The following is a 13662-nucleotide window of genomic DNA, read 5'->3' as shown; positions in this document are numbered from 1 at the left end:
TTTATCTATGGAAAACCTTGATGCGGCAAGACTCCAGATGGCATTCACCTTAATATTTCACATTGTTTTTGCTTGTATTGGTATGGTAATGCCTTTTTTTATGGTAGTCTCTCATTATAAGTGGTTAAAAACACGTGACCAGATTTATCTAACACTTACTAAGTCCTGGCAAAAAGGAGTTGCAATATTCTTTGTTACCGGTGCTGTTTCGGGTACAGCGCTATCGTTTGAGTTAGGATTACTATGGCCGGAATTTATGAAACATGCCGGCCCCATTATCGGAATGCCTTTTTCATTAGAAGGAGCAGCCTTCTTTGTAGAGGCCATAGCGTTGGGATTTTATCTGTATGGCTGGAATAAGTTACCGGAGAAGTTTCATTGGATTACAGGAATTATCATTGGAGTATCCGGGGTTGCTTCAGGGATTTTGGTTGTAGCTGCAAACGGGTGGATGAATGCTCCTAGCGGATTCGACTATATCGATGGTAAATTCTTAAACATCGATCCTATTCAGGCGATGTTAAATCCAGCCTGGTTTACACAAGCTTTGCATATGACATTAGCTGCTTTTACTGCTACTGGGTTTGCGGTAGCAGGAATTCACGCATACCAGATATACAAGAAGAGAAAGGTAGAACTACATAAAAAAGCTTTTAAGATTGCAATTACCTTTGGAGCCATTGCGGCTATTTTACAGCCTATAAGTGGAGATATATCTGCAAAAGATATTGCAGAGCGCCAGCCTGTAAAACTTGCAGCTATGGAAGCGCATTACAATACTGAGAAAGGTGCCCCTTTATATATAGGTGGGGTAGTGGATGCCAAAACGCAAGAAGTAAAATATAAAATAGCCCTACCAGGGATGTTATCATTTCTTGCCTTTGGAGATTTTGATGCTGAGGTAAAGGGCTTAAATGATTTTCCTGAAGATGAAAGGCCTAATGTACCCATAGTTCATTATGCTTTTCAGACCATGGTGGGTATAGGTGGGATACTAATGCTAGCCGGAATTTTATATTTTATTTCATTGAAAAAAAAGAAATGGTTTCAGGATAGGAAGTACTGGTTGCTGTTTATCATATTAGCTCCCATGGGATTTATTGCCCTGGAGGCGGGGTGGATTGTAACCGAAGTTGGTCGACAACCGTGGATTATTCATAAGATTATGCGGACCAAAGATGCGGTTACACCGATGCCGGGGATCGTTTTTAGTTTTTATATGTATGTTGTCGTCTATCTTACGTTATCAGTTGCGGTTACATGGTTAATGCTTCGGCAGATTAGAGTTCTTAATCAATCAAATCAATAGGTATGTTATATGTAGTATTATTCTTTCTAATATTTTCTTTATATCTCTATGTGGTTTTGGGTGGGGCAGATTACGGAGCAGGTATCGTAGAACTTTTTTCTTCAGAAGAGAATCAAAAAATTACTAAGAAAACATTATATCGTGTGATGGGCCCCGTATGGGAAGCTAATCATATCTGGATCATTATTTTGATTGTGATATTATGGATTGCTTTTCCGGTATATTATAATATTATGGTGGTTCATCTTCATATTCCACTAACAATTGTATTACTAGGAGTAACATTACGAGGAGTAGCCTTTGTTTTTAGACATTATGATGCGGTAATTGATAATTCACAACGATTGTATGATGCTATGTTTAAAATTTCGAGTTTAGTGACTCCCATCTTTTTAGGCATGGTGTTCGGGACATTGATTAGTGGAGAAATTAAGATCGTGGATGATATCGCAACATTATCTTTTTACGAAGCCTTTGTACGACCTTGGTTTAATGTATTTAGTGTGCTGATAGGTCTGTTTTTTGCAGCATTATGTGCCTTTTTATCGTCTGTATTATTAATTGGAGAATCAGAGGGAGGAAAAGAAAATATTTATATACGCAAAGCCAGAATAGCAACAATTGTTGTCTTTGTTGTGGGATTAATAACCTTTGGCTATGGGTACATATCTGATTATGTTTTTGTAAAAGATTTTATTAAAAACCCTTATTCAGTTATTTCCATGCTGTTGTCAGGGTTATTATTGATACCACTTTGGTTAACTATTAAAAACGGTAGAAGAATATTAAGTCGTCTTTTTGCAGGATTACAAGTGTTTTTAATTTTACTGGCAGCTTTGATATCTCATTTTCCTGATATTGTTATTACAGAGACTGGTAGTATAAGTCTAATTGATAATATCGCTCCGGATAGTGTGATAAATGCTTTGGGAATAGCATTAATAATAGGAGGAACATTAATACTTCCGGGCTTGTTTCATTTATTAAAATCTTTTAAGATGATTAAGATTTTGGAACGCAATAATAATCCTTCCATTTAATTACAAGATTATTATATTTGCAATCTAATTTTTTCGGGTAGTAGCTTAGTCCGGTTAAAGTGCTGGTCTGGGGGACCAGAGATCGGAGGTTCGAATCCTCTCTACCCGACAAACAAAATCCAATCACGAAAGTGATTGGGTTTTTTTATCAATTATTTTTCTGCAACTTTAGTCAGTTTAAGTTCTCTCTTACTAATTCTGATTAATACATATTCAAGATACTTAAATTTTCTCTAGTATCAATGTAACTTTATTAAAATTAGCAGCACTATTAATTACAGTTCTGTATTCTTCATATAGTGAAAAATCGATAATATTTTGATTGTAGTACTCTTTTATTGATACAACTAGTTGATTATCATTTAACTCGTATGAAGATTTAAACATAAACAATTCTTTATTGTCCATACTATAAGATTCGTCTATGTTAATTTTATCAAGGTTTTTAAATTGATACCCCTCAGGAATGTCAACAATTATTTTTCTGTCATAGCTTCTTTCAAATTCATTTTCAACCGGGAGTTGACGTGTTTTTTCTTGATACATCTCTTGTTGAGGACCAATTATATTTCCTATCTTAAAAAGATATTTATTTCCAGCTTTATCCACATAGTCTTCAGATTTTAGCTCAGCAATGATTTGCAATGGTTTATTGCCAAAATCCTTTGCAGATGCATTAAGCACTTTCTTTTCTATGATATCTAAATTAGGATTTATAGACTTGATAACCCCATCTATCATTTCATTTTTGTTTTCTTCTTTAGCAATATCCATAAAAGGTTGGACGTACACAGCGTAGTAACCATCCATGGTACGATCCATTTTTAATTTGGTGGTAGTTAGGTCGTTCGAATCAAAACTTACATTCATTACCAAATCATAATTGGTTTTATCATAATTGACTGGTTTAATGTATTTAATACTACCTACTCCAGAAGTAAAACCTCCCAAAGTGACTTGTTTTATAAACAATCCGTAATTATCTGTTAGATATCCTGGAGGAAAGCCAAGTCTTGAATCCAATTTGGTAGGAGCCATATAGAGCTTGTTTTTTGGGAAATAAATTAAGTTTTCTTGTAAAAAATTGTAGGCTTCAAAATTTTTATCAAATTTCATTTCCCTTCTATCTGTAGTATATACAATCTGGTGTTTAATTTCTAACGCATTAAATAGGGTAAGATATAGTTTTACGATTCCTCGCTCATTGGCTACCTTATTGTCCAGGATGCTTGATATATCTTCAAGATCTTCCCTGCTTATGTCGCCTACATAAATATTCGCTTTTATATAGTTCTCAATAGAACGAATTTTAGTTGTGATATTTTTACTGTCTATACCTGCTATAGATTTTAGGAACTTTTTGATTTTGTTGTTAAGTTTGCTATCAACTTCATTATATAAGTTTTTGTAAATATTTTGGGAACCTGCCCTATAGGATACAATATCGTTTTCTGGATTGTTTGTATTCTGTTTTAATTTATAAACTAAATATTTACTTATTGCACTATAAGGAGCTTGTTCCTCTTTTTCTAATGCTCCAATTTCCTTTAATTGTAATTTCCAGTGATTCTTATCCTTATTCGTTGAATCTTTTACAGCTTCAGGTAGATTATTATATGTTTTGATTTGGAAGATAAGATTAGATGGTGCCAATAGTTCGAAATCAACATTCTTTTTATCAAAATCTGATTGCAACGTTATCCTATTTCCTGTATAAGTAGGGTACCTTTTTACTACAAAAAAATATTCAATATACCCTCCTTTTTCTATTCCTTCTAAAGCATAGTATTTTAATGTACGTTTTGTCTCTTCATCTGTAGAAGTTAAAATTTTGGAATCGTCTAATTCTATGACCTTACCATCTTTAGTAATCACTCGAGCTTTATTTTTTACAACTTCTGAATTCGAGGAAGATGGTAGATAAACTTTATTATATTTTTCAATATTGTCATTAGAGTTAAGCCAATAAAGCTTATGGATCAATGAATATTCTACAAAGCTATCTTTGTTTAAAAAATAAAATTCATTAACTGTCTTATCTTTAAAAGCGACAATATCTTTATCCTGAAATTTTTCTATGTCAATATTCGCTATAGGGTTATCTTCCCAATCATATGTTTTGTAATATGGTTCTTTTTGACCCCATATATTTGTTATACAAAGAAAAAATGCTAATAGATATATTGGTGATTTCATAATTATGCTATAGTGTCTGATTATTTTTTGTCTTTTAAAACGATTACTTCTTTAAAATTCTTTTCTACTTTCTTAATTAGAGCATTAAACTCTTTTTGTTGTTTTAAATCTAATAGGATAAAATCTTGATCCATCACTAATTCATAAATGATGGTATTACCTTTTTGTATATAGTTAATAGAGCATTCAAAAAAATCATTAGAAACTGAAAAGTTTTCAGGAATAAAGTCTACGGTTTTCTTTTCTGGAATTTCAAGCACGGTCACATTTTTTACATAAGATTTATAACGGTATTCCCGTGCAGTCTTTCGGTCTTCCTTTAGTTTAAATTGAGTAAGCTCTCTATTTAGATTAAGGTTGATATATGTTTCATTCTCCAATTTATTTATATAATCCTGAATATTAAAAGTATATTCTACAATAAAATCTTTATCATAATCATATTTATTAATTTCCTTGAAATCTTCTATAAGAAACTTGTTATTTCCTTTTCTTAACTCTCTGGTGTAAACTTCTTTTAAGTTTTCTTCTTTTTTCTCTCTTTCGAAAGTGTTAAAAAAATCGATTTTAGAATACCCTGACAATTGAAAATTACCACTACCAGTTATTGTTTGCTCATTTATTTTTATGAATGTGGAGTCAATAATGGCATTCCTTTTAGAATCTATTACCGGAACTTCTTTAATAGTAAAATCTTTCTCTCCTAAAGAAATTAACGCTTCTTTACCTTGGATAAAAGGTGTAGGTAAATCAATTGGAATATACCTTCCTGTAGCATCCAGATAATAAACCTTGTCTCCATCCATATATGCTAAAATCATGTGGTTATCGACTGCTGGAGTAGGCACTTCGTTATATTTGTATGGAATACTTCGTGTACCAATCCAGGTTAGATTTCCACTCAGACCTGCTATTTCCAACATTTCCTGAAGTATACTAGAGTTATCCTTACAATCACCATATTTCTTATTAAATACATCATTAGCTTGTCTAGGTACAAACCCTCCTAATGCATATTCGAATGCTATATATTTAATATTCTCCTGAACCCAGTAATAAATTGCTTTAACTTTTTCTAGATTTGTTTTTTTATCTTGTGTTAGAGTTTTTACAATTTTTTTTAGCTCATTATCAGCTTCATCTTTATTGATATCCTTGACTAAGGAGTAATACCATCCATATAGATCTGACACCTCACCTAATAACTTTACTTTTTTACCTTTTAACTCATATTCTGTAATCATAGGTATGAGATGAGGAAGAGTGTTCCTAAAATTTGGAGCCCCGGGATCAAGCTTAAATTTATCAACATCATTAGCCTCCCAACTATATATGTGCTTACCTCGTTTTTCAGATTCAGAAAAATTAATATTTATTTTCTCCGTATTAAACTCCTTAAACCTTATAGAAATATCATTATCAACTCTAATTATAAGCTTGCTTTTTACAGTTGGATGAAAATCGGCAAAGTAGAAAGAGCCTAAAAATCTAGGGTTCTTGATTTTTTCCTTGTATCGTAATTTTGATTTTGAGCCAGGTTGTAAATTAGGGTAGATAAAATTGATGGATTTTGAATCGTCATAAAAACTTTGATCCATTTCATCTTTGGTTACAAAATCTTTTACTTCGATTTTATTATATTCACCATCTTCATAAACCATGGATGCAGCCTCAATAGATTCTACTTCTAAAAATGTAGAATAATTAATAGACTCCTTAGATCTATAAGTAGCTGCTGCATCAAGATATAAGTGTTCTTCTTTTACCTCTTGAGTAATAAAAATTTCTCCATTTTTAAGACTAATATCAATCTTTCTTTCTTCCAGTAGTTTTACGGAATACGCATTGGGATATTTTTCTTTATACTCTTCAAATATTGGAGAAGTCTTTTGGGCTTGTCCAATAAAAAACAAGAGTAATACGACTCCTAATAATTGTTTTCTGTACTTCATCATTTCTTAGTTTTCAGCCATATCATTAAAGTATGTCTTTTCTTTAATGAGTTTACTTTTTTCATCGTAGTATTTGGCAGAACCACTTTGTTTATCATAACGGTAGTTTACTTCTTCTTTTACTTTTCCGCTTGGATAATATTTTTTATGTAACCCGTGTAATAAATCATAGTCATAGTTGGTTTCGCTTTTGGTTTTCCCATCGGCATAATAATCAATATATTTTCCGTGGTAATCACCATTTTTATAACTTGCTTTACGTTCTAACTGACCAGAATAGTAATATGCTTTAAATTCATTGATGAATACTCCATTTTTTAGTTCTGCTTCCATTGATGGTTTTCCATTATCAAAATACGCTTTAATCTGTCCAGAATAATTTTCTATAGGTATCATTGGTTTCAGTTTACTATTCTTATCTTGATAACTGTATCCTATGATTTTACCATTATGATAATATCTTATGGCCTGTAATTTGCTCTCTGGACTATAGAATGTTCTCTCTCCATGAATTTTTCCATTTTTGTATGGAGTAGCTCTAATCAAAACACCATTGTCATTGTAAAGCTCATAAACACCTTCTAATTGCCCTAATTTATAATTGTATTTTTTATTTAGTTTTCCATTCTCATGATAGGTTTTCCATTCACCAACATACTCACCATGAAAGTATTCTCCCTGCATACTAATTTGTCCATCATCATAATACCAGGTCCATAGACCGTGAAACTTGTCATTGAAGTATTTTCCTTCTATATTCTTTTTTCCTTCAGCATTAAATCGCACATAATCACCATGTTTGACGCCATATAGGTAATCTGTAGTAGAATAGACTTTGTCATTATATTGCTTAAATGAAACGGTATAGGATTTTTTAGTGGGATCAAGTTTTATCTCTTGTAGTACACTGCCATCTGGTCTAAAATATGTCCCGGAAACCAAATTGTCATATTCATAAACTAGGGTATGAGATAATTTTCCTTCAACACTATAGGACTCTTGTACACCATGTCGTTTCCCTTTATGATAAAAATCTTTTTCTTTTATTTTTCCATTATTATAATAAGAAATCCAGGTTCCGTGCCATTGATTGTCTTTATTCCATCCCTGACGAGATATCTTTCCATTTTTATGATAATCTACATAATATCCTGATAGAGAATCGTTTTTGTATTCTGTGATAGATTCTTTTTCTCCGGATTTATAATAACTATAATATTTACCCTGAAGCAAATTATCTTCATAAGTGCCTTTATTTATCAAAACTCCATCAGTATAGTATTTCCATTCGCCCTTTTTTCCACCTTTAATATCATAAAGACCTTCTGTAATCATATCTCCTAGAGATGAAAACCCCTGATAATAAAATTCTCCTTTCTTCTTTTTAGCTTCTTTAATCACTTCGCCATCTTTATTGAAGTGTTTATGTGCTATGAATTCATCATTACGATAAGTGAAATCATATATCAGTTTTCCATCAATATCATACTCTTTGTAAGCATCATTAAGCTTTCCTTTATTATAAGTAAGTTCATTCATTAGCACACCATCGCTGTAATAAAATTTCCAATCGCCATCATAATATCCCTCTGAGGTAGTTCCTACTTCATATTTTTGACCATTAGAATAGTAGGTTGTGTAGGTCCCGTGATAAACACCATCTTTATACTCATATTCGCCACGGAGTTCGCCGGAGTTATGATACAATTGTTCAATTCCATTAATTTTACCGCCTTTAAAGGGGCGCTTCTTTAAGATTGAACCATCAGGATAATATTGTTTGAGCTCTCCTACAGGATTACCATCTTTATAATCCACATCATATTCTTTGGTTATTTCGCCTAAAGCATAAAAGGACAGATATTTACCATTAAGTATATCGTTTTCAAAAGTCTTATGTACGATTAAAGCTCCCTTCTTATTATATACTTTATAATCACCATTTAATTTACCTTCTGTATAAAAACGCTCTGTTTTTACATTTCCGTTGTTATAATATGATGTGTATTTTCCTTCTAGCTTACCATTTTTATAGTTTTCCTTTTCTGTTATATTACTAAATTGATCATACCAAATCCACTCTCCATTTCTTAGTCCATTGCTATCAAATTTTCCTTTTCCAGTTAACTTTCCCTCTTCATTATAGATTTCCCAATTTCCAATTTTCTTACTTCCATTGGTTAGACCGACCGCCTGAAGAAAATCATAATTACTAAACACATAGGTCACTTTTTGCTTTTTTCCATCAAAGATTTCCTCATGTTCACCATCCATTAAATCCTCCCACTTATCGTAAAATAAATCAATAAAGGACTGGATTCCATCAATATTTTTATCTACTATTTTTTTAAAATCAGGGTTTTGGATAGAATATAAAATGGTAAATGTAAAATTATCGAAGTGATTATTTTCAAATACCCATTTATAAAAAGGTACATATTTTTTGTCCCAAAACCCTCCATTACCTTCATAATCTGATAATTGCTCAAAAAGAGCGTGATTCTGCTTAGTTAATGCGATATTTATTTTATTGTTAATTTTATAATTGGCATTTAAAGCCATGCGACTATCCAATACTAGATCAATATCTTCAAACGTATCATCATCTACAGATATCTCAATTCCGACAGGTTCTAAATCATTCTTTTTTGAGATCAAAGTGTTAACTGAATTTAATACATCAAAAGAATGTTCACCGTCTGGATTTAATAATAAATACATATTAAACGCCATCAGTGCCTGAGCAAACTTTCCTTCCCGATAGCATATGTTTCCAAGTTCTAAATGACTCTTCCCAAAAAAGGGGTTTAAATTAATGGACTCAATATAATTTTGTATAGCCTTATCAAACTGTTTTGTTTTTTTATAGATTAATCCCAGATTATGATAAAGTACATTATTTTTTGGGTATGTCTTTAGGGCTTTATTGTAGAGATCTATTGCATCCTGATACTTCTCGGATTCACTCAACGCTAACCCTTTATTTAGTAAAAAAGAATATTTGTATTCAGCATTAGGGAGTTGAAGCCCCTTATTGCATACTTTAACAGCGTCATCATATTTTTTTTGTTGGATTAGATAATATGATTTTGTAATCAAAGTTGATTCATAGATAGAATCATTCACATTGATTTTATCAAGCCTTTCTATAATTTTTTCATAATCTTGATTTTCTTCTAATGTATTTAAGTCTTTCACAATTTCGTCATAGTCGATATATGCTATTTTTTCTTGAGCATAAAAAAGTGAAGACGTAAACAACGCCATTAATAAAAATGTTCTTTTCATAATTTGATTAAAAATTGTTGTGACGAAGTGTGTGAATAGAAATCATAATTTTTATTTATCCAATTATGTTTCTTTGTTACGTTAAAGGTGCGCAAACATATAATAAAACCTTTAAATTACCAAAACAGTTTTTTTATTAATAGTTTATCAATATCCTCATTAAGGGTGCTATTTTCACTCCAAGTTCGATTTATTTTTTCATTCATTGACATATGTAATTCCTAATATTATATGTAAGTGTCTTAAAAGAACAAAATGTTACCCCCATTTTCCCTAAGTTTAGTTTTTTCTTCTATTCGTATGTATACTTTCGATTTTTGTTTTTCTACCGATTTGGCATTTTTTTAATCACTACCAAAAGTCTCTGCCAAACCGACTTGTTTGAGTCATGTTTTGAAAACAGCTCTTTTTGTTATTTCCTCATTACTATAATCTAGTAAGTGATTTTTTATATACCAAATTATACACAATTAACCCAATACTAAGTATAATCATAGCTATCGTTCCTATTGAAATAGCTAGTGTCGGGTTTTCATATAATCTTTCATAAAATAACCATGCAATAGATGAGAGTAGTCTTGTGGGTATGAATGCTAAACTTATACATATTGTCAGATACTTTGGATTGGTATATTCGGTAAGAATAGAATTAATAATTGGTGCAATATGCACTTCTGCAATGACCAGAAAAAATATGGACATTAAGTATATAATCGTATGCTGATTACTTGGAGTTTTTGGTACTAGAAATAATACTCCGTATGAGATCGTCCCGCATATAAAACCAATCATTAATTTAAATAATTGAGTGCTATAAAAATATGTCCATAAAATAATGGCTACAAGACTTATAGGTAAAATAAATATTGAGTTTATAGATGTCCACAGGCTTTTTGGTATGGGTAAAGTCGAGATTTCACTTAGTTCTATTTGTAAACTAGAAAAACGAATGTTTGAAATATCATGAATAGCCCAGAACAAAGCCACCATTATAAAAGCAATCATCACCGTTATAATTCTCCGTTGTATAGGTAACGTGTTAGTCAATTTTTCTTTAGGGATTTCTTCTTTAGAAAATAGAATAGGAATTATCGAGAATAACATTAGAGTGCCGGTAATAATGAACCCAATATTCCAGCCATATTTTTCTCCAGAATAGCCAATCAATAGGATGCCCAAAAACGCTCCTAGATTAGCAGCTAAATAAAGCAAAGTGAATCCAGAATCTAATAGTTTAGTTTTACTTAGATAAAGTTTTCCAAAATTAGAGGTCATATTAGGACTATATAACCCACTACCAAGGATCACAAGAAACAACCCAATGTAAAGCCCTATCGTTGAAGGAATACAAAAAATAAATGTCCCTATGCTTTGTAAAACCCCTCCGATAATTATTGATTTTTTATTACCAATAATCAAGTCTCCAAGGATCGCACCTATAACCTGAGAAAAAACTAATAAACCTACAAACCATACATAGATGTATAAAGCTTCTGTTCTGTCCATTTTTAAACTTTCACTAACCATATATATAACAAGTAATGAACGAAGGCCATAGTACGAAGCTCTTTCTAATAGCTGGGATAAACTATAGAAAAAAGTTTCTTTATAATGAGATGGGCTTAGTATTCTTTTCATTTGTTTTTTTTAAAATAAGGGTGGTCTATTAATCAGTGTTATTATTGCTCGTATAACTACCAATTAGGTTTTTTAACGTTTTTTAATTCTTCAGGTATAGCTTCTTTTTTATAGATACTATGAAAGTAGTAGTTTTTTTTAAAAGGAGATTTCCTTACTAGATGTAGTGTGTTTTTTTCTAATAATGCTTGAAAGTAATATCGATCCATGCTTCCTGCAATAGATACATTTTGTCGTTGAAAAAATTCAATTTCGAATTCATTAGAACCAATAGTATAAAAACCTTGACTTCCAAAATCTAAATTACTTTCACCATTCTTAATACGTTCCATTTCTTTATCGTCAAGTACATAAGGAGTGAATCTAAGCACATGTCCACTTTCGAAAAACCATAAAATATCAGAGTTATAGGTAGATTCTTTTTCATTATCATCTTCAAAAAAGAAACTATCATTCGTAAAAGAATATTCTAGTCTATACCAATATTCAGTATCCAGAACTCTTTCTACACCTTCATTAGGGATGTTTTTTAATGTCCAATGTTTTTCATTGACTCTATATCTTCCGTTTTCATCTTCTTTTCCATAGTACACAGAACAGCAACTCATTAGGAAACCTAAAACTATAACTAGTGCCTTTTTTTTCAATTCAAATGGTTTTTTAAACATTATCAATAGTCATTATAAGTATGTGTCTTAATAGGGCTAATTGTTACCTGATTGTTGATAAATAAGAGTTTGATATTAGAGCCGAATATACAATTATCGGCCAAATGCAGACAGCTATGAATTATATGCTCTTAGGGTTGTATACTATCTTTATTTTTTAATACCAGAGCAGTATCTACTATTTGTTCCAGAGCATATTCTCCCTTATAACTGATATACGTACCCTCTTTATCAATAACCACAAAACTACCACTGGGATAATGATGTCTAAAAAAAAGTTTTTCGATAAGCTGCCCGGGGTCTTTATACCAGTTTATGACACCGCTATATTTTTGTAACCCTGTATACTCTTTATAGATATAAATGGGCTTGGTATTAGCCGAATCTTTTAAGTATTGGGCTAACTGCTGATGTCTATTAGCAGTAACTTCTTTAGTGGAGTTTGTATTGATATTATAAGTATCCTGACCCGGATAATACATAATTACGGTTGGTACATTCCTGTCAATGGTATCATTAATTGCTTTTTCTAATACCTCTAATAACATCTCTCTGTTTTCTACTGTACCTTGTACCAACCTGGGAGTTAATCTATGGTGATGAGCAGAATCCCCGGGGATTTTAAAATGAGATAAACGTTTCAGTTTTCTGTTAAATTTTGATTTGCTAATAAGATTATTATGTTCATCAAAATATTTAAATCCTTTTTGGGGAGAACAATTTATAAACCCTCCTGTTATAAGCAGTAATAAGAATATATGTATTAGGTTTGTTTTGGTTTTCACGGTTATAATAGCATGATTTTTGGTTTAATACTTAATTAACTATGTTGTATACACGGTGTGTTGTAAGGTGTTTTATGTACCAGCTATTTTTGAGTAAATATCTAAACTAATAAATGCTCCATGTTTAACTTCACAATCTTGCATAGTTCCTTCCAAATTGAATTTTAGTTTTGCAAGAGCTTTTTTACAATTCACGTTTTCTGTTTCTACAAAACCCTCAATTCTATGCAATCCAATACTATCAAATCCGTAATTAAAGATCAGTGGCATTGTTTCGGTCATATAGCCTTTTCCCCAATTTTCTGGCAACAACCAAAAACCAATTTCTGCCTTTTTATTTTCTGTACTCAGATTGTTTAATCCTCCTGCTCCAAGAAATCTTCCATCATCCTTTGAGCAAACAGCCCACCAAATTCCAGTTTCATTTTTTTCAAGGTCAGCAAACCAAGTCATTTGTTCTTTCGTCGCTTCTAAACTGTTGAAACTAATTCCATAATACTTTGTAATATCAGGATGAGAAAGTCCTTTAAAAACATTTTCTAAATCCGAATCGACAAATTGTCTTAAGAGTACTCTTTCAGATTCTAGAATTGGAAATTTTCTTTTCATTTTAAATTTAATTCTTAGTGACTTACGGTCTGTGTATGAAATGTAGCGTGCAAAAAGACACTAACTTTTCGGATTAATACAGAGCCGAATTTTTATATTTTGTTTTTAATTTTTCTCTTTTTAAAAGCCAAATTAAAAATTTGGTGGACTTTCTAAATATATACAAACCTTTCGGTT

At 31.5% G+C, this 13662-nt stretch carries 9 protein-coding genes and 1 tRNA gene; 3 read left to right on the top strand and 7 right to left on the bottom strand.

Annotated features, from left to right (window positions below):
* Window positions 1-7: 7 nt before the first annotated feature.
* From J8M14_RS20525 to J8M14_RS20515, 3 genes are all read left to right on the top strand, one after another.
* Entirely contained in the window at window positions 8-1309 is a 1302-nt protein-coding gene (locus J8M14_RS20525; RefSeq protein WP_211076704.1) for a cytochrome ubiquinol oxidase subunit I, read from the top strand.
* A gap of 2 nt (window positions 1310-1311) precedes the next feature.
* Window positions 1312-2349 (top strand): cytochrome d ubiquinol oxidase subunit II, encoded by a 1038-nt coding sequence (locus J8M14_RS20520; protein WP_211076703.1) that lies wholly within the window; start codon window positions 1312-1314, stop codon window positions 2347-2349.
* A gap of 34 nt (window positions 2350-2383) precedes the next feature.
* Window positions 2384-2458, top strand: a tRNA-Pro gene (locus J8M14_RS20515).
* 113 nt (window positions 2459-2571) lie between these two features.
* On the opposite strand, the gene J8M14_RS20510 is transcribed toward J8M14_RS20515, so the two are convergent.
* The 7 genes from J8M14_RS20510 to J8M14_RS20480 all read right to left on the bottom strand — a co-directional run bounded on the left by J8M14_RS20510 (window position 2572) and on the right by J8M14_RS20480 (window position 13485).
* Window positions 2572-4545 (bottom strand): DUF3857 domain-containing protein, encoded by a 1974-nt coding sequence (locus J8M14_RS20510; RefSeq protein ID WP_211076702.1) that lies wholly within the window; start codon window positions 4543-4545, stop codon window positions 2572-2574.
* 20 nt (window positions 4546-4565) lie between these two features.
* Window positions 4566-6497: a DUF3857 domain-containing protein gene (locus J8M14_RS20505; protein WP_247672720.1), complete on the bottom strand. Its 1932-nt coding sequence runs from the start codon at window positions 6495-6497 to the stop codon at window positions 4566-4568.
* 6 nt (window positions 6498-6503) lie between these two features.
* Complete coding sequence (locus tag J8M14_RS20500) at window positions 6504-9785, bottom strand: tetratricopeptide repeat protein (protein WP_211076700.1); 3282 nt, start codon at window positions 9783-9785, stop codon at window positions 6504-6506.
* A 426-nt stretch (window positions 9786-10211) separates the two neighbouring features.
* A complete protein-coding gene (locus tag J8M14_RS20495) occupies window positions 10212-11423 on the bottom strand; it encodes an MFS transporter (RefSeq protein WP_211076699.1) in 1212 nt (403 codons plus the stop codon).
* Window positions 11424-11479: 56 nt separating this feature from the next.
* Window positions 11480-12070: a hypothetical protein gene (locus J8M14_RS20490; protein WP_211076698.1), complete on the bottom strand. Its 591-nt coding sequence runs from the start codon at window positions 12068-12070 to the stop codon at window positions 11480-11482.
* A gap of 152 nt (window positions 12071-12222) precedes the next feature.
* Window positions 12223-12876 carry a hypothetical protein gene (locus J8M14_RS20485; protein WP_211076697.1) on the bottom strand — a complete coding sequence of 218 codons (654 nt, stop codon included), beginning with the start codon at window positions 12874-12876 and terminating at the stop codon, window positions 12223-12225.
* A gap of 72 nt (window positions 12877-12948) precedes the next feature.
* Complete coding sequence (locus tag J8M14_RS20480) at window positions 12949-13485, bottom strand: GNAT family N-acetyltransferase (RefSeq protein ID WP_211076696.1); 537 nt, start codon at window positions 13483-13485, stop codon at window positions 12949-12951.
* Window positions 13486-13662: the final 177 nt, after the last annotated feature.

This window comes from Aquimarina sp. MMG016 (assembly GCF_018100805.1).
GTDB lineage: Bacteria > Bacteroidota > Bacteroidia > Flavobacteriales > Flavobacteriaceae > Aquimarina.
This window is presented reverse-complemented; position numbering and strand designations above follow the sequence as displayed.